Below are 16,446 nucleotides of genomic sequence, written 5' to 3' on the forward strand. Positions count from 1 at the left end.
ATAACTGTCTAACGGAGCCCCCTGGATGCTAACCGCCAATCAAGCGATGGGCATGATCGAGACGCTCGACATTGCTGTTTTCCAGGTCAATACCGGAAGCACGCTCAGTGACCGCACAAGTTTCCTGCGCGTGCAGAATTTTGCTCGATCGATGCTCGGCCGCTACGTCTATCTCGAGGTTGGCTCGGATATCGGCGGCAGCCTGTTACCGCACCTGATCGATCCGGCCTGTGAGGCGGCGATATCGGTCGATCTGCGGCCAGCGACCCAGCCCGACGAACGTGCCGAGGTTTTTCACTACCCCGACAACACGGCGGCCCGGATGATCGCCTTGCTGTCGGACAGGCTCCCGCCCGCCGCAATGGCCAAACTGACCACCATTGATAGCGACGTCTCCGCGGTGCCTCCCGAGTCGATCGAGCCCAAGGCGACGCTCGCGCTGATCGACGCAGAGCACACCAACACGGCCTGTTTTTCGGACTTTGTCGGCGTTCTGTCGCTTATGAAACCGGACTGCATCGTTTCCTTCCACGACGCCAACCTGATCGCGGACGCGATTGTCAATGCGGAGCGCTTTCTCGATCGTCTCGGCATTACGCACGAGACGGTTTTCCTTCCAGACACCGTGGCCGTGATGGGCCTCGGCAGGCTCGCATCCGCGGTCCGGGATCAGCTCCAGCCTCACGCATTGGACCGGGAGACTTCCCTGGACCGATGGCAACGGCAGCTATGGTCTCATATAGCCAGCGTGCACTCGCGCCAAAACGATGCCGAGTTGGAGCACCTGCGCTCGGACAATTCGCGGCTGGTCGAGGAGATTAAACGTGCGCGAAAGGCGAGCCAGGAGGCGCAGGCTCGCCAGGACGCCATAACGTCCAGCACGACCTGGCGTGCATCCGCCCCAGTAAGGGCGGTGGTCGATCGCATCAAGCGCGGCTTGGCGCGGTAGAGCAATTCCAGGAAAAGTGTGAAGCGGTTTTCCCGGGATGCTGAAAGACCGCTTCAGCCTTTGGAAAGGGAGATGTGGTTCTGATCAGGAGCTGGAGCGCAAGCGGCGCTCTGGCGAAAGACAGGGCAATAGAGGCGGGTGAATGGATATCTTTGGTATCAAGGCGCTGTTGATCTGCGCGCTGATCTTCATTCCGTTCGAAAATCTGTTTGCCGAGCGGCCGCAGAAGATCTTCCGTCAGGGCCTGGCTGTCGATGTGATCTATGTGCTGTTCAACAGCTTCATCATAAAGGCAGCCGTCGTCATGATGGCCGCCAGTATCCTCGGCGTCGCTGCAATCCTTGTCCCGCAATCGATAACGCAGGCCGTCGGAGGCCAGCCCATCTGGCTGCAGGTTGCGGAAATCATCCTGATCACCGATACCGGCGTCTATTGGGCACATCGCGCCTTCCATAAAATCCCTGCGCTTTGGAAGTTCCATGCCGTTCACCACGGCATCAAGGAGTTGGACTGGCTCGGCGCTTTCCACTCTCACCCGATCGACATCATAGTCACGAAGGCAATATCGCTAACGCCGATCTTTTTCCTTGGGTTCTCCGAAGCCTCGATCGCCGTCTTTTCATTGATCTATTTTTGGCACACGATGCTTGTCCATTCAAACATGCGGATCACGTTCGGCCCTCTGAAGTGGCTGATCGCCAGCCCGCAGTTCCATCGCTGGCACCATGCCAACCAGCGTGAAGCATATGACAAGAACTTCGCCGGGCAGTTGCCCTTCCTCGACGTGATGTTCGGTACCTATAATGCCACCGGCAACAAGGTGCCGGAGAAGTACGGCGTCGATGATCCGGTCCCTTCCACCTATTTTGGTCAGATCGGCTATCCGCTCCTGCCCCGCGGGCAGCTATCGAATCCAGCAGCACCGAGCACCGAAGCTGACGCCTGACATCGTATGGCATCGGGACAGGTTTGCTTCCACCAATCGGGCGACTTCAATCGGATTGCTGGGCGCGCTCCCTCCGGCTGTGTGCTGGCAGGAAGGCTTTTTGCGCCGAATCGGCTAAGCCTCTTGGGTATGAACGAGACCTCACTTTATGCGCCGGTGAAGCGGTTCCTCGAAAGCCTCGACTTCGTCGTGAAGGGTGAGATCGGTGGCTGCGACATCGTTGCGCTGCGCGACGGAGAGCCGCCCATCGTTGTCATCTGCGAGCTGAAGCTGCAGTTCAATCTTGAACTTGTGCTGCAGGGCGTGGACCGTGCGACAGCCTGCGACGAGGTGTGGCTGGCCGCGCGCCTATCGGCCCGGGGCAAGGGACGCGAAGGCGATGCCCGGTTTCGCAATCTCTGCCGCCGGCTTGGCTTCGGCCTGCTTGGCGTGACCGCGGCTGACCGGGTCGAGGTGCTTCTCAGCCCGATCGCCATGGCGCCGCGCAAGAATGCGCGCCGGCGCTCTCGCCTGGTCGACGAGCATCAGCGCCGTCGCGGCGATCCCGTTGCGGGAGGAGGATCGCGCAATCCGATCATGACCGCCTATCGCCAAAGCGCCCTCGCCTGCGCCGCCGCCATGGCGAATGGACCCAAGCGCCCGCGTGATCTGAAGGCGCTGACGCCCATTGCGCCGAAAATTCTGCGGCACAATGTCTATGGCTGGTTCGCGCGCGTCGATCGCGGCCTCTACGATCTCACGGATGCCGGCCGTGCCTCGTTGGTCCGTTGGCCGCAGCCGTCGCACGATGAATCTCGACACGCAATTTTGAACGCATCGACCATCTGATTGATGATTCCTGGAGGGTTCGAGGCCCTCCCCTTGGTTGATTTTTCCGACAAAATATGATGCTTGTCCCGCCCATGAAGAAGCTCTGCATGACGGCCCTGGCGTCCGTGACACTGGGTTTTCCGGCCAACGCAATGGACAATGCCTTGCGCGCCGGCCTGTTAAAACTCGATCCCCAAACCCGTCTTGAACAGCGTTGTGACGCCGAAGTGCTCGACCGGATCACCCATGACGATCGCAAGTTCAAGGCGGATCGCGTCGTCGCCTACGCCTTCGCGACGCCCGAGATGGGCGCTGATGCAATCAGAAGCCCGGGTGCCGCGTTTCGCAGCAAGGGACAATGGTACCGGCTGAAATTCAAGTGCCAGACGGCGCCCGACCATATGCAGGTTTTGCAGCTCCGCTATCGGATCGGCGACGAGATTCCGGAAGCCGATTGGGCAAAGTATAATCTCTACGATTGATTTGTGGTCGGCCATGGTGGTTCTGCCCGGCTGTCGGCGAGCGCCACGGATCCTCTAATGCGGCTTCGGCACAAGATAGTTTGGTCAGGTCGTCGCGAGTGGTCCCTTGACGCCAAGGGACCACCAAGTTAGGGCCGGTCTGGATAATCGACGAACACTCGGCGAACCAGCAAGGGCTTCCGGTCGATGGACATTTTCAGCGCTGCCAGCCTGACGGCCCTGCTCCAGGTCATCGCCATCGACCTGGTGCTGGCTGGCGACAATGCGATCGTCATTGGCCTTGCTGCTGCCGGCCTGCCGGCCGAACAACGCAAGAAGGCGATCCTCATCGGCGTGCTGGCGGCAACGGTGCTGCGCATCGGCTTTGCCGCTGTTACCGTCAAGCTGCTGGCGATCGTCGGCCTGCTGCTGGCCGGCGGTATTTTGCTGCTGTGGGTCTGCTGGAAGATGTACCGCGAGCTGCGCACGTCCCATGCCGATGAGCTGGAAGCGACCGAGGCGCTGTCGAACTCCGATCTCAACAGCGACAACAGAGTGGCCGGCAAGACGAAGCGCAAGACGCTCGGCCAGGCAGCATTGCAGATCGTCGTCGCTGACGTGTCGATGTCGCTCGACAACGTGCTGGCGGTCGCAGGTGCTGCGCGCGATCATTTCCCGGTGCTGGTCATCGGCCTCGTGCTGTCGATCGCGCTGATGGGGCTCGCCGCGACTTTCATCGCCAAGCTGCTGCATCGCCACCGCTGGATCGCCTATATCGGCCTGCTCATCATTCTCTATGTGGCGGTGGACATGGTTTATCGTGGTGCGATGGAAGTCTGGCCGCATGTAAACAACGTGGTCAGCTGAGGCGCCTGCCCGCCGCTTCTTCGATCCGGAAAAGCATGTTCCGCGGCGCAATCGCTGTGCGTTTTGCCGCATCGAAGGCGTGCCCATACCAATGCCGCAATAAGTGTGGTACTGCGCCGGCAATCCTGAAAAGCCCGGAAACCCTATATGTCCGCTCCTCGCGTGAGTTTTGTCAGTCTTGGATGCCCGAAGGCCCTTGTGGATTCGGAACGCATCATCACGCGCCTGCGCGCCGAGGGCTACGAGATCGCACGCAAGCATGATGGTGCCGATCTTGTCGTGGTCAACACCTGCGGCTTTCTCGATTCCGCCCGCGACGAGTCGCTCAACGCTATCGGCTCCGCGCTTTCGGAAAACGGCAGGGTCATCGTCACCGGCTGCCTTGGTGCAGAGCCGGACGTCATTCGCGAGAGGCATCCCAATGTGCTGGCGATCACCGGGCCGCAGGCCTATGAGAGCGTGATGGCTGCCGTGCATGAGGCGGCGCCACCTTCGCACGATCCCTATATCGACCTGCTGCCGCCACAAGGCGTCAAGCTGACCCCGCGCCACTACGCCTATCTCAAGATTTCCGAAGGCTGCAACAACCGCTGCACCTTCTGCATTATCCCGGCGCTGCGTGGCGACCTCGTCTCGCGGCCCGCGGCCGATGTGCTGCGCGAAGCCGAGAAACTGGCCAAGGCCGGCGTCAAGGAGATCCTCGTCATCTCGCAGGACACCAGCGCCTACGGCATCGACATCAAGTACCAGACCAGCATGTTCGGCGACCGCGAAGTGCGGGCGAAATTCCTCGATCTTTCCGAGGAGTTGGGCAAGCTCGGCATCTGGGTGCGCATGCACTATGTCTACCCCTACCCGCATGTTGCTGACGTCATCCCGCTGATGGCCGAAGGCAAGATCCTTCCTTATCTGGACATCCCGTTCCAGCATGCTTCGCCGCAGGTGCTGAAGAACATGCGTCGGCCCGCCCATGGCGAAAAGACGCTTGAGCGCATCCGCGGCTGGCGCGAGGTCTGCCCGGATCTCGCCATCCGCTCGACCTTCATCGTCGGCTTTCCCGGCGAAACGGATGATGATTTCGAAATGCTGCTCGACTGGCTCGACGAGGCCAAGATCGATCGCGCCGGCTGCTTCAAATACGAGCCGGTCCGGGGCGCCCGCTCCAACGATCTCGGTCTCGAACAGGTTCCGCAGGAGATCAAGGAAGCGCGCTGGCACCGCTTCATGCAGCGCCAGCAGAAGATCTCGGCGACGCAGCTGGCCAAGAAGGTCGGCAAGCGCCTGCCGGTGCTGATCGACGAAGCGCACGGCACATCGGCAAAGGGCCGCACCAAATACGACGCGCCCGAAATCGACGGCTCAGTGCATATCCAGTCACGCCGTCCGCTGCGTGCCGGCGACATCGTCACCGTCAAGATTGACCGCGCCGATGCCTATGATCTCTATGGTTCGGCGGTCTGACGGGGCCGTATTTACTACATCTGGCGATAGTTCAGCCCTCCTAACTCGTTCAGCCGCGATCCGCAGTATGGTTTCCAGACCATAAATGCGGAAATTCGGATGGACGTCAGACCTGCCAGGCAGGATACATTGCGACGCTGGACCTGCTCAGGCTGGCGGCGGCGCTGGCTGTCGTGGTCTTTCACTATTTCTTTCGCGGCGCCGCCGCCGAAGGCTTCCTCGGCGAGGGGTATCCACTTGCCGCACCGTTCGCCATTCATGGCTACCTCGGCGTCAATCTGTTCTTTCTGATCAGCGGTTTCGTCATTGCCTGGTGGCGGAAAACCGTCGCTGGGACCAGTTTGCGATCGCACGTTTCGTTCGCCTCTATCCGGGCTTCCTGCTCTGCATGACGATCACCTTAGCGATTGTCGTCTTTGCCGATACACCGCTGCTTCCGGCCTCTTTCGTCCAGTATGCCGCCAATCTGTCGATGTTCGCGCCAGCCTTCGGCCAGCCCTTCGTGGATGGCGTCTACTGGTCGATCGTTCTTGAACTGGTTTTCTACGGTTGGGTGACGCTGGCCCTGTTCACCGGGCTCTTCCAGAGACGCAAGCTGGAATTGATCTTCATCTGGCTGGCGATCTCGGCCTTGAACGAATTCTTCCTCGGCAGCGGCGCGGCAAGGCTGCTGTTCATCACCGAGTTCGGGCCGTTCTTCGCCGCAGGCGTGCTGGTCCACCACCTCCACGCACATGGACGTTCCCTGCCTGCCTTGCTGCTGCTTGCAGCATCGTTCCTGATCTCATGCGGCACACTATCCGTGACGCAGCACTGGATGCAGGACCACTATGGCATTGCCGTTTCGTCGGCCAATCTCGTCGTCGCCAATGTCGTCATGCATGGCGCGCTGATCGGCGCGGTCCTGCGCCATCGTGTCCGGTCATCGGCCCTCACTCTGGCGCTCGGCGGGCTGACCTATCCGCTCTATCTCCTGCACCAGAACATCGGTTATCTCGCCATCAACGCCGCGGTACCGCTGGTCGGCAAATGGTTTGCCGCCGTTGGCTGCATCCCACTCATGCTCATTGTCTCGTGGGCGATCTGGCGCACCTGCGAACGACCGGCGCAGCGGCTGCTCAGGATTTGGCTCGGCCGCGCGGTCGATGTCGGGTTGGCGAGATTTCGTCGCACCCAAGCCGGGACGCAACCTGCCGAATGAAAAGGGCGCCACGCGGCGCCCTTTCCTCTTGGTCTCTCGCGCCGCTTTACTGCGGCAGCTTGTCGTCGACGCCCTTCACATAGAAATTCATGCCGAGCAGCGTGCCGTCATCGGCGACCTCGCCATCCTTCAGCCACGGCGTGCCGTCCTGCTTGGCGATCGGTCCGGTGAAGGGATTCCAGCCGCCGGCAATCTTCTTTGCGGTGGCTTCCGCCATCGCCTTCACGTCGTCGGGCATGTTGGTGAAAGGCGCGAGCTTGACCGCGCCGTCCTTGATGCCAAGCCAGACATTGTCCGGCTTCCAGGTGCCGTCGAGGGCTGCCTGGACCCGGCTGATGTAATAGGGACCCCATTCGTCGGTGAGCGAGGTCAGCGCTGCGTTCGGCGCGAACTTGATCATGTCGGAGGACTGGCCGAAGCCGTGCAGCTTGCGCTCTTCGGCCACCTGCAGGGCAGCGGTCGAATCGGTGTGCTGGACGACGATGTCGGCGCCCTGGTCGAACAGCGCCTTGGCGGCGTCGGCTTCCTTGCCCGGATCGAACCACGAGTTCACCCAGACGATCTTGGCCTTGAAGTTCGGGTTGATCGACTGTGCGCCGAGCATGAAGGAATTGATGCCCATCACCACTTCGGGGATCGGGAAGGAAACGATGTAGCCGGCGACGCCAGCCTTCGATTCCTTGGCGGCGATCTGGCCGAGCACATAGCGGCCTTCATAGAAACGCGCATTGTAGATGCCGAGATTGTCACCGGTCTTGTAGCCGGTTGCGTGCTCGAACATCACTTTGGGGAATTTCTTGGCGACCTTCACTTCCGGGTCCATGAAGCCGAAGGAAGTGCCGAAGATGATCTTGCAGCCCTCGCGTGCCAGACGCTCGAAAGCACGGTCGGCATCGGGGCCCTCGGAGACGTTTTCGAGATAGGCGGTTTCGACCTTGTCGCCGAGCGCCTTCTCCACCTCGAGACGGCCCTGGTCGTGCTGGTAGGAATAGCCGAAATCACCGATCGGGCCGGTGTAGACCCAGCAAGCTTTCAATTTGTCGGCTGCCTCTGCGGACGCTGCCAGCGAAAATGCCGCTGTCGTGGTCATCAGGGCAATAAGCAGTTTTTTCATTGTGTTACCTCTCTGTGTTAAGCCTTGGAGCTTCCCGTCTGTTTTTATTGTCAACGATCCGGAACGAATGGCTGCCCCAAGGAAGCCGGCGTGTTCATCATCGTCAGACGCTTGTTGCGCGAGATTAGAACGAGAACCACGACGGTTGCCAGATAGGGTAGCGAAGAAAGAAACTGTGACGGAACTGGAATGCCAAAAGCCTGTGCATGAAGCTGGCCGATCCACACCGCGCCGAAGATGTAGGCGCCGGCCAGCACCCGCCATGGCCGCCACGACGCGAACACCACCAGTGCCAGCGCGATCCAGCCGCGGCCGGCCGTCATGTTCTCGACCCATTGCGGCGTGTAGACCAGCGACAGATGGCCGCCGGCGAGACCGGCACAGGCGCCGCCGAAGATCACCGCGAGATAACGATAGCGGATGACGTGGATGCCCAGTGCATGGGCTGACGTATGGCTGTCGCCGATCGAACGCAGCGTCAGCCCTGTGCGGGTCTTGAACAGGAACCACATGACGGCGGCCGTCAGCGCGATCGAAATGTAGAAGATCGGGTCCTGCCCGAACAGCAATCTGCCAATGACGGGGATCGAGGTCAGGCCGGGAATATCGAGGTTGGGCAGCCGCTCGCCGGGCTGGCCGACAAAGCTCGTCCCCATCATGCCGGAGAGGCCGAGGCCGAGCAGCGTCAGCGACAGGCCGGTCGCCACCTGGTTGGTGGCCAGCGACAGCGTCATCACGGCAAACAGCAGCGAGAACACCGCGCCCATGGCGATCGCCGCCAGAAGGCCGATCCAGGGTGATCCCGTTAGATAGGTGGCGCCGAAGCCGCCGACGGCGCCCATGATCATCATGCCTTCGACTCCGAGATTGAGCACGCCGGAGCGCTCGACCACCAGTTCGCCGATCGCCGCGATCAGCAGGGGAGTCGCAGCGGTAGCGATGGTCAGAAGGATGTTTACGGTGATGTCCATCAACGGGCTTCCTTCAACTTTGGCGCGGCTTCGAGTTTCGCAGCACTTTCCGGTTTGGTCAGCGCCAGGCCGATCAGACGAATGCGGTAGTGAATGAGCGTGTCGCAGCCGAGCACGAAGAACAGCAGCATGCCCTGGAACACCCGCGCCACCTTGTCGGAGATGCCGAGCGCGCTTTGCACTGCTTCACCGCCGAGATAGGTCAGCGCCAGCACCAGGCCGGCGGCAACGATGCCGAGTGGGTTGAGGCGGCCAAGGAACGCCACGATGATGGCGGTGAAGCCGTAGCCTGGCGAAATGACGGGCTGCAGCTGGCCGATAGCGCCCGAAACTTCCGAGATTCCGGCAAGGCCGGCCAAGGCACCCGACAGCAGGAAGGCGAAGAACACCATGCGGTTGAGGCCGAAGCCGGCGAAGCGCCCTGCCCGTGGGCTTGAGCCCAGCACGCGCACCTCAAAACCCTTCAGCATGCGGCTCATCAGGATCCAGATCAGCACGGCAGCGATCAGCGCAAAGACAAATCCCCAGTTTGCCCGTCCGGCATCCGGCATCAGTTCCGGCAGGACGGCCGAGTCGTTGAACTGAATGGTCTGCGGGAAACCATGGCCCTGCGGATCGCGCCACGGTCCGCGCACCAGCCAGTCGAGGAAGAGCTGGGCGACATAGACCAGCATCAGGCTGGTCAGGATCTCGTTGGTGCCGAAGCGCGTCTTGAGCAGAGCCGGGATCGCCGCATAGGCAGCGCCGCCGACCATGCCGAGCAACAGCATCAGCGGCAGCACCAGCGGGCCTTCGAACTGCGGAAACAGCACCGGGATGATCGAGCCGGCGATGCCGCCCAGGATGAACTGGCCTTCGGCGCCGATGTTCCAGATGTTGGCCTTGTAGCAAACCGACAGGCCGACAGCGATCAGGATGAGCGGCGCCGCCTTGATCGCCAGTTCATGCAACTGCCAGACCTGGCTGACCGGCTCGATGAAGTAGATCCGGAACGCGGTCAAAGGGTTGACTCCGAGCAGCGCGAACATGATGGCGCCGGCGATGATCGTCAGCGCGAAGGCGATGAACGGCGACAGGGCCGAAAACAGCACGGAGCGCTGCGGGCGTTTGACGAGTTCGAGGCGCATCATGCCGTCTCCAGCGTATGTTCGGCGTGGCCTGGTTCGGCGCCGCCCATCAGCAAGCCAACCTTCTCGAAGGTCGCCTCGGCGATCGGCAACGGCTTGGACAACTCGCCATTGTGCATGACCGCGATCGCATCCGATATCTCGAACAGCTCGTCGAGATCCTGGCTGATCACCAGCACCGCCGATCCGCTGCGCGACAGTTCGATCAGGGCCTGCCGGATGTGGGCGGCAGCACCCGCGTCGACACCCCAGGTCGGCTGGTTGACCACCATGACGCTAGGCCGGCGGTCGAGTTCACGTCCGACGATGAATTTCTGCAGATTGCCGCCCGAAAGTGCCGCGGCCTCCGGATCCGGCGCGCTCTTGCGCACATCCATCGCCTCGATGATGCGTTGGGCAGCGGCGTAGATGGCGCCGCTCTTGACCATTCCACCGGTGCCGACAAAGGCCTTGCCGTCGGTGGCATGGCGCGACAGCAGCAGGTTTTCGGAAAGCTTCATGCGCGGCGCGGCACCATGGCCGAGGCGCTCTTCCGGCACGAAGGCAGCCCCCAACAAGCGGCGTCCGGTGATGGTGAGGCCGCCCGCATCCTTGCCGCGAATGCGCACGGAGGCGGCATCCTGCTGCAACACCTCGCCGGAGACGGATTCGAAGAATTCGCCCTGGCCGTTGCCGGCGACGCCCGCGATGCCGATCACCTCGCCGGCGCGGACGTTCAGGCTGATGCCCTTGAGCGGTATCGAGAACGGCGTTGCCGGCTTGCGGCTGAGGTTGCGGATTTCGAGCAGCGGCTGCGCGGTTTCGATCCCATCGACCGGCGCACGCACCACGGCCTGCACTTCGTTGCCGACCATCATGCGGGCCAGCGACGAGGCTGTTTCCTCCCGCGGATTGCAGTGGCCGACCACCTTGCCATGTCGCAACACGGTGGCGCGGTCGCAGATGCGTTTGACCTCTTCAAGCCGGTGCGAAATGTAGAGGATGGATTTGCCTTCCGAGCGCAGACGCTCCAGCGTCTGGAACAGCTTGTCGGCTTCCTGCGGCGTCAGCACCGAGGTCGGCTCGTCCAAAATGATGAGCTGTGGCGTTTGCAGAAGGCAGCGGATGATTTCGATGCGCTGGCGCTCGCCGACCGACAGGTCGCCGACCAGAGATTCTGGATCGAGCGGCAGGCCGTAGCTGTAGGAAAGCGCTCTCGCCTTCGCCGCGATGCTGCTGATCGGCGAACCGTCATCCAGCGACAGCGCGATGTTCTCGGCCGCGGTCAGCGCCTCGAACAGCGAAAAATGCTGGAACACCATGCCGATGCCGAGCTTTTTCGCCACGCCCGGGCTGGAAATCCTGACGGCCTGGCCGTTCCAGAAAATCTCGCCGGAATTGGGCTCAAGCGAGCCGAACAGCATCTTGACCAGCGTCGACTTGCCGGCGCCGTTTTCGCCGAGCAAAGCGTGGATTTCACCCCTGGCGATGTCGAGATCGATATGATCGCACGCCGTCAGCGTGCCGAATATCTTGGTAAGGCCACGGACCTCGAGCAGGTTCGTGGCATCCTGATTTGCACTCACAGTGCCTCCCATCTGGTTAGCCAGATATGTTCTGTGTTCCCGCAAGCATGGTAGGCGCGGCCTGCTCTCATCGGAAAGCGGCACGCGTCTTGAAAGAGCTTCAAGAATTTCAGCGGAAATTCAAGGGATAGCAAGGCAGAAGGGACCAGGGTGTGTTGATATTCAGGGCAGGCCGGCATCACCTGAATAGCTACACACCCTAAGGGATGAGAATGGTGGTCCCTGTCGTCCTGCGGCCTTCAAGGTCGGAATGCGCCTTGCCGACGTCCTTGAGCGCATAGCGCTGGTTGATCTTGACCTTGACGGCACCACTGAGCACGACCTCGAACAAGGCGGCGGCTGAAGCATCGAGATCCTCGCGTTTTGCGTTGTAGACGAACAAGGTCGGCCTTGTGGCGAACAGTGAGCCCTTCTGGGCCAGCAACGACATGCTGAACGGCGGGATCGGTCCCGAGGACTGGCCGAAGCTGACGAACATGCCGAGCGGCCTCAGGCAGTCGAGCGAAGCCGGAAACGTGTCGTTGCCGACCGAATCGTAGACGACGTCGCATTTGCGGTCGCCGGTGATAGCGGCGACGCCGGCGACGAAATCCTGTTCCTTGTAGTTGATGACATGGTCGAAGCCATGCGCCTTGGCGAGCTCGATCTTGTCGGTTGAGCTGGCGGTGCCGATGACGGTCGCGCCGAGATGTTTCGCCCATTGCCCGAGGATAAGCCCGACGCCGCCGGCCGCGGCGTGAAACAGGATCGTGTCGCCTGCCTTCACTTTGAAAGTCCGGCGCAGCAGGTATTCAGCGGTCATGCCTTTCAGCATCATTGCGGCCGCCTGTTCGTCGCTTATGCCGTCCGGAATCTTCACCACCCGGTCGGCGGCAATCACGCGTTGTTCGGCATAGGCGCCGACATTCGTCGAATAGGCGATCCGGTCGCCCGGCTTCAGCCAGTCGACGCTTTGGCCGACCTCCAGCACGACGCCGGCAGCCTCGCTGCCCGGAATCAGCGGAAATCCGCCCGGCGGCGGATAAAGGCCCGTGCGGTGATAGACATCGATGAAATTGAGGCCGATCGCAGTATGCCGGATCAGGATCTGCCCTGATCCCGGCCGGCCGGGATCGGCGTCCTCATAGGTCAGGACTTCCGGGCCACCATTGGCGTGGATGCGGATCGCTTTGGACATGGGCTGGGCTTCCTTGGGGCTAGTCAGGCTTTTTTGGCACCGAGATTTGGAAAGAACTGCATGACGCCACCGATGCAGGCAAGGTAGAGCCCGGTAATGGTGATGCCGATCTTGGTGAAGGTGCTGACCTGCTCGCCCAGCACGCCGATCTGATCGTAGAAGGCAGCCAGTGCCGCCTGCGCCAGCGCCAGTGCGCCAAAAGCGCACCACAAAAGTGTCATCGCGAGATTGATGCGCCGCAGCCGCACCACCCGCACCGGATGGATGAAGTTGATCGGCACGAAAGTCAGAATGCCGGCCACCACCACCACCGCGAACGAAACCCATTGTCCCGGCTCGATGACGAACAGCGTGAACACCACCATGTTCCAGACCACAGGGAATCCCTTGAAGAAATTCTCCTTCGTCTTCATGCCGGTGTCGGCATAGTAGATGGCGCTTGAGACGACGATGATCGCCGCCGACAGGAATGACAGTCCCTCGCCCATGAAGCCGCGCTGGTAAAGCGCGAAGGCCGGGATCAGGACGTAGGTCACGTAGTCGATGATGTTGTCGAGCACTTCGCCCGACCAGGTCGGCAGGATCTCCTTGACCTCGAGCTTTCTGGCGATCGGCCCGTCGATGCCGTCGACGAACAATGCCAGCCCCAGCCACCAGAACATCGCGGTCCAGCGCTCTTCGCTCGCCGCCACCAGCGACAGGAAGGCCAGAAACGAGCCCGAGGCGGTCAGCAAATGGACGGAGAACGCCCTCGCCTGCGGCCAGGTGACTTTCTTCTTCGGTCGCGGAATACGATCAGTCAACTTCTTGGCCGTGATCTTCCTGGCCGTTGTGTTCTTGCTCACGGGCCCCGCCAATCCAGCTTGCAGATTTCGGCCGAACGGCCAGCGAAATTCCAGTTGCGGCCGAAAGCCCGCATCTTGCTCTTGTCGGACCTGGCAACGATGATCTCAGGCGCAATCCAATATTCCGAATTGCTGATCACCGTATCCTTGTCGCGGTCCTTGCCGGGGATCGGTGTCACCGCCCCGTCGATGATCTTCGGTATCTGGAAGATGCGTGTCCTGTCACGCGTCTCATAGGTGATCGGCACTTGTTCGACACCGAGGAATTTGCCGACAAGGATGGAGAGCAACGATGTGGTCCCGCCCGCCTTGCCGGTGAAAATCTTCGTCAACGCCTTGACCGCGTAGACCGAGGCGCGCTTGTCGATGAACAGGCCGGCGGTCCAGTTGCCGCGGCTCATATAGCCGGGGATTTCCATGATCAGTCCGAGATTGAGCCCCGACAGGTCGACGTCGCCGAAATGGCCGGCATCGATGCGAAACCCCGCCCAGGTCTGGCAATAGCCTTCGGTCGGTGGATGATTGCCGAGCGACAGCACGCAAGGGCAAAAGACCGTGCAATTGCAGGAGAGTACGAGCTCTCCTTTCATCGCCCAGCTCTGATCTGCCATCGATTTCCCCCCACTCATAGCGAGACTACTAGCAGCGCTGCTGCCCAGACAAGCAGTATCGCACCGGCCAGCCGGGTTGGAACCCTGCTCGCCGTTTGTTTTTCGATCAGGGTGAACAGCCCGATCAACGCCATCCAGAAGACGTTCATCACCCCGACGTCGAACATCACCAGCATCAACGCCCAGCAGCAGCCGAGGCACCACAGGCCTTGCGCGACGCCAAGCCGGAAGACGCGGATGGGCCTCGCGCTCCAGTTCGCGAACAGGATCGAGAACGGGTTCTTGCATTTCTTCAGACAGGCCTCCTTCAGGCCGCTGAACTGGTAGAGGCCCGCAATCAGCAGAGCGAGCGCGCCGGCAATGCCGACGACCGGGCCGAGCATCTCACTGGGCGAGGCGAACGCGTGACTGGCAAGGGTCAGCGTTGCGAACATCGCGGAGGCAGCGAGCCAGACACTGAGGTAACCGGCAACCAGCACCAGCGGATGAACCACCGGCTCGCCCTTGATTCGAGCCGTGTCGGCGATCTCGCAATAGGTGCGGATCATCGGGGCGGCCGAAGGCAGCATGGTCGCGATCGCCATCAGGAACCACATCAAGACGAGTGCGCCTGCCTGCACGCCGGCACTTCCGTCCAGCGGCGCGGGCGAGAGGCAGAGCGCAAAGAACCGCTCCAGGAAATCCGGTAACGGCAGTCGCGGCAGGTTGCGCAGGAGAGCGTCGCCAGGGCCGCCGACGCCCGCAATCCGCCCCTGGGCGCCGCGGATTGCCATCGCGGCAAGGAACAGCCAGGCAAGCAGGATACAAGCGCCGACAGCGACGTTTACCGTCAAACGGGGACTGCGCGCGATGTTCGCCATGGCGCGGCCGGCGCGATCGAGATGGTTGAAATCGTCTTGCTGGCCGGTCATGACATCCGAATGGGCCGAATCGCCGCGTTGATCAAGCGGCATGAATTGACCTATATGCTCATCGACTGGCAGGTCGGGTGGACCGCCTCGCATTGCAAGCCGGAAGCCGATCTTGGAGCATCAGGAAACTGCGCGGATACTGGTTGCTGGCACGGGGCCGGCAGGGCTGATCGCGGCACTCGCTTTCGCCGATGCCGGTTTCCCGGTGACGCTTGTCGGGCCCGAAGCTTCTGCCCCTGATGGCCGCACGACAGCCCTGATGAACCCCGCCTTGCAGGTGCTTGCGCGGCTGGGCGTGCTCGAAGACATCAAGCCCAAGGCGGCGCCTCTGAAAGTGATGCGCATCGTCGACGCGACCAGCCGGCTGATCCGTAGCCCCGTCGTCACCTTCCGTGCCAGCGAGATTGGCGAGGACCAGTTCGGGCTGAACCTGCCCAACAGCGTCCTCAATCCCGCACTCGCCGGCACAGTTGCCACGCATACCGGCATCGAATGGCGACGGTCGATGGTGGCGAACTGGCATCTCGATGCCGAATATGCCCGTGCCGTCCTGGCCGATGGCAGCACGGTGGATGCTTCCCTGGCGGTCGCCGCCGACGGACGGCTGTCGCCGGCGCGCCAGGCCGCCGGCATCTCGACCTCGGCTCGCCCTTACCCGCAGGCAGCTTTTGTCCTCAATTTCCGTCACAGCGGCGATCATGCGTTCACCTCGACCGAATTCCACACCGAGACCGGTCCGTTCACGCAGGTTCCGCTGCCCGGCAATCGCTCGAGCCTTGTATGGGTGGTGAAGCCCGAGACCGCAACGGAACTCGCCGCATTGGACGATGCAACGCTTTCGCTGCGGGTCGAACAGCAGATGCAGTCGATGCTGGGCCGGGTGACGGTCGAGCCGGGCCGGCAGATCTATCCGCTTTCGGCGGTGACGCCGCTGCGTTTCGCACGGGAGCGCGTGGCGCTTGTCGGCGAAGCCGCCCACGTGTTTCCGCCGATCGGCGCGCAAGGCCTCAATCTCGGTATCAGGGATATCGACGATCTCGTTGGTATTGCAGGTGAAAATCGTACTGACCCCGGCGCTGCCAAGGCCCTTGCAGCCTACGATTTCAAACGCCGCCCCGATATTCTGGCGCGCAGCAGTGCGGTCAATCTGCTCAACATGTCGCTGCTTTCCGACCTGCTGCCGGCACAGATGGCCCGTGTTGCCGGGCTCGGCGTGCTCGGCGGCTTCGCGCCGCTTCGCGCCTTTTTCATGCGCGAGGGGCTTCGTCCCGGCAGCGGCTTCGCGGCGCTGGCCGGCGGCCTGCGAAGGCCGGCGCGCTGATAGCCATTCTCTGGACATCCCGGCAGTCTGCCTCATCGGCGATCGTCGACATCAACCTTTGCGCCGCGCCCTGCGTAGCTTCAAGGCGCGCTCAAAACGCTTCGGGATT

Annotated in this window: 17 protein-coding genes; 8 read left to right on the forward strand and 9 right to left on the reverse strand. The window is 61.8% G+C overall.

The window, feature by feature from the left end; all coding sequences use genetic code 11:
• Window positions 1-25: 25 nt before the first annotated feature.
• The 6 genes from ACFFNA_RS05825 to rimO all read left to right on the forward strand — a co-directional run bounded on the left by ACFFNA_RS05825 (window position 26) and on the right by rimO (window position 5,494).
• Window positions 26-949, forward strand: a complete 924-nt coding sequence (locus tag ACFFNA_RS05825; RefSeq protein WP_378916436.1) for a class I SAM-dependent methyltransferase — start codon at window positions 26-28, stop codon at window positions 947-949.
• Window positions 950-1,091: 142 nt separating this feature from the next.
• On the forward strand, window positions 1,092-1,895 hold the full coding sequence (locus ACFFNA_RS05830; protein WP_378916439.1) for a sterol desaturase family protein: 804 nt from the start codon (window positions 1,092-1,094) through the stop codon (window positions 1,893-1,895).
• Window positions 1,896-2,024: 129 nt separating this feature from the next.
• Window positions 2,025-2,723 (forward strand): DUF2161 domain-containing phosphodiesterase, encoded by a 699-nt coding sequence (locus tag ACFFNA_RS05835; protein WP_378916441.1) that lies wholly within the window; start codon window positions 2,025-2,027, stop codon window positions 2,721-2,723.
• Window positions 2,724-2,779: 56 nt separating this feature from the next.
• On the forward strand, window positions 2,780-3,187 hold the full coding sequence (locus ACFFNA_RS05840; RefSeq protein WP_167458769.1) for a DUF930 domain-containing protein: 408 nt from the start codon (window positions 2,780-2,782) through the stop codon (window positions 3,185-3,187).
• A 186-nt stretch (window positions 3,188-3,373) separates the two neighbouring features.
• Window positions 3,374-4,033: a TerC family protein gene (locus ACFFNA_RS05845; protein ID WP_111548177.1), complete on the forward strand. Its 660-nt coding sequence runs from the start codon at window positions 3,374-3,376 to the stop codon at window positions 4,031-4,033.
• Window positions 4,034-4,180: 147 nt separating this feature from the next.
• A complete protein-coding gene (gene rimO / locus ACFFNA_RS05850) occupies window positions 4,181-5,494 on the forward strand; it encodes a 30S ribosomal protein S12 methylthiotransferase RimO (protein ID WP_378916444.1) in 1,314 nt (437 codons plus the stop codon).
• Between the two features lie 14 nt (window positions 5,495-5,508).
• On the opposite strand, the gene ACFFNA_RS05855 is transcribed toward rimO, so the two are convergent.
• The gene (locus tag ACFFNA_RS05855) at window positions 5,509-5,847 is read right to left on the reverse strand and encodes a hypothetical protein (protein ID WP_378917348.1); all 339 of its coding nucleotides are present in this window, start codon (window positions 5,845-5,847) and stop codon (window positions 5,509-5,511) included.
• On the opposite strand from ACFFNA_RS05855, the gene ACFFNA_RS05860 reads away from it, so the two are divergent.
• Window positions 5,808-6,695, forward strand: a complete 888-nt coding sequence (locus ACFFNA_RS05860) for an acyltransferase family protein (protein WP_378916447.1) — start codon at window positions 5,808-5,810, stop codon at window positions 6,693-6,695. The genes ACFFNA_RS05855 and ACFFNA_RS05860 overlap by 40 nt on opposite strands.
• Before the next feature lie 46 nt (window positions 6,696-6,741).
• Here the strand turns inward: ACFFNA_RS05860 and ACFFNA_RS05865 are convergent, their stop codons facing one another.
• The 8 genes from ACFFNA_RS05865 to ACFFNA_RS05900 form a co-directional block, all read right to left on the reverse strand.
• On the reverse strand, window positions 6,742-7,809 hold the full coding sequence (locus ACFFNA_RS05865; RefSeq protein ID WP_111548180.1) for a BMP family ABC transporter substrate-binding protein: 1,068 nt from the start codon (window positions 7,807-7,809) through the stop codon (window positions 6,742-6,744).
• Window positions 7,810-7,859: 50 nt separating this feature from the next.
• Window positions 7,860-8,780: an ABC transporter permease gene (locus ACFFNA_RS05870; protein ID WP_111548181.1), complete on the reverse strand. Its 921-nt coding sequence runs from the start codon at window positions 8,778-8,780 to the stop codon at window positions 7,860-7,862.
• The gene (locus ACFFNA_RS05875) at window positions 8,780-9,910 is read right to left on the reverse strand and encodes an ABC transporter permease (protein ID WP_378916451.1); all 1,131 of its coding nucleotides are present in this window, start codon (window positions 9,908-9,910) and stop codon (window positions 8,780-8,782) included. The genes ACFFNA_RS05870 and ACFFNA_RS05875 overlap by 1 nt, the downstream gene beginning before the upstream one ends.
• Complete coding sequence (locus ACFFNA_RS05880; RefSeq protein WP_167458770.1) at window positions 9,907-11,484, reverse strand: ABC transporter ATP-binding protein; 1,578 nt, start codon at window positions 11,482-11,484, stop codon at window positions 9,907-9,909. Before ACFFNA_RS05880 ends, ACFFNA_RS05875 begins: the two co-directional genes overlap by 4 nt.
• Before the next feature lie 187 nt (window positions 11,485-11,671).
• A complete protein-coding gene (locus ACFFNA_RS05885; protein WP_378916454.1) occupies window positions 11,672-12,649 on the reverse strand; it encodes a quinone oxidoreductase family protein in 978 nt (325 codons plus the stop codon).
• A 23-nt stretch (window positions 12,650-12,672) separates the two neighbouring features.
• On the reverse strand, window positions 12,673-13,494 hold the full coding sequence (pcsA, locus tag ACFFNA_RS05890; RefSeq protein WP_111548249.1) for a phosphatidylcholine synthase: 822 nt from the start codon (window positions 13,492-13,494) through the stop codon (window positions 12,673-12,675).
• Complete coding sequence (locus ACFFNA_RS05895) at window positions 13,491-14,105, reverse strand: DUF1326 domain-containing protein (RefSeq protein WP_111548184.1); 615 nt, start codon at window positions 14,103-14,105, stop codon at window positions 13,491-13,493. Before ACFFNA_RS05895 ends, pcsA begins: the two co-directional genes overlap by 4 nt.
• A gap of 14 nt (window positions 14,106-14,119) precedes the next feature.
• Window positions 14,120-15,058 carry a DUF2182 domain-containing protein gene (locus ACFFNA_RS05900; RefSeq protein WP_378916458.1) on the reverse strand — a complete coding sequence of 313 codons (939 nt, stop codon included), beginning with the start codon at window positions 15,056-15,058 and terminating at the stop codon, window positions 14,120-14,122.
• A 70-nt stretch (window positions 15,059-15,128) separates the two neighbouring features.
• Here ACFFNA_RS05900 and ACFFNA_RS05905 point away from each other — a divergent pair, with 70 nt between their 5' ends.
• Complete coding sequence (locus ACFFNA_RS05905) at window positions 15,129-16,337, forward strand: UbiH/UbiF family hydroxylase (protein ID WP_378916460.1); 1,209 nt, start codon at window positions 15,129-15,131, stop codon at window positions 16,335-16,337.
• Window positions 16,338-16,446 lie beyond the last annotated feature (109 nt).

This window comes from Mesorhizobium kowhaii, from assembly GCF_042431665.1.
In the GTDB taxonomy this organism is placed as follows: domain Bacteria; phylum Pseudomonadota; class Alphaproteobacteria; order Rhizobiales; family Rhizobiaceae; genus Mesorhizobium; species Mesorhizobium kowhaii.

Bases quoted from the DNA above. Each gene is read 5' to 3' on its own strand.
- ACFFNA_RS05825 (WP_378916436.1), top strand. From the start codon at position 26: ATGCTAACCGCCAATCAAGCGATGGGCATGATCGAGACGCTCGACATT.
- ACFFNA_RS05830 (WP_378916439.1), top strand. From the start codon at position 1,092: ATGGATATCTTTGGTATCAAGGCGCTGTTGATCTGCGCGCTGATCTTC.
- ACFFNA_RS05835 (WP_378916441.1), top strand. From the start codon at position 2,025: ATGAACGAGACCTCACTTTATGCGCCGGTGAAGCGGTTCCTCGAAAGC.
- ACFFNA_RS05840 (WP_167458769.1), top strand. From the start codon at position 2,780: ATGATGCTTGTCCCGCCCATGAAGAAGCTCTGCATGACGGCCCTGGCG.
- ACFFNA_RS05845 (WP_111548177.1), top strand. From the start codon at position 3,374: ATGGACATTTTCAGCGCTGCCAGCCTGACGGCCCTGCTCCAGGTCATC.
- rimO (WP_378916444.1), top strand. From the start codon at position 4,181: ATGTCCGCTCCTCGCGTGAGTTTTGTCAGTCTTGGATGCCCGAAGGCC.
- ACFFNA_RS05865 (WP_111548180.1), bottom strand. From the start codon at position 7,809: ATGAAAAAACTGCTTATTGCCCTGATGACCACGACAGCGGCATTTTCG.
- ACFFNA_RS05870 (WP_111548181.1), bottom strand. From the start codon at position 8,780: ATGGACATCACCGTAAACATCCTTCTGACCATCGCTACCGCTGCGACT.
- ACFFNA_RS05875 (WP_378916451.1), bottom strand. From the start codon at position 9,910: ATGATGCGCCTCGAACTCGTCAAACGCCCGCAGCGCTCCGTGCTGTTT.
- ACFFNA_RS05880 (WP_167458770.1), bottom strand. From the start codon at position 11,484: ATGGGAGGCACTGTGAGTGCAAATCAGGATGCCACGAACCTGCTCGAG.
- ACFFNA_RS05885 (WP_378916454.1), bottom strand. From the start codon at position 12,649: ATGTCCAAAGCGATCCGCATCCACGCCAATGGTGGCCCGGAAGTCCTG.
- ACFFNA_RS05895 (WP_111548184.1), bottom strand. From the start codon at position 14,105: ATGGCAGATCAGAGCTGGGCGATGAAAGGAGAGCTCGTACTCTCCTGC.
- ACFFNA_RS05900 (WP_378916458.1), bottom strand. From the start codon at position 15,058: ATGCCGCTTGATCAACGCGGCGATTCGGCCCATTCGGATGTCATGACC.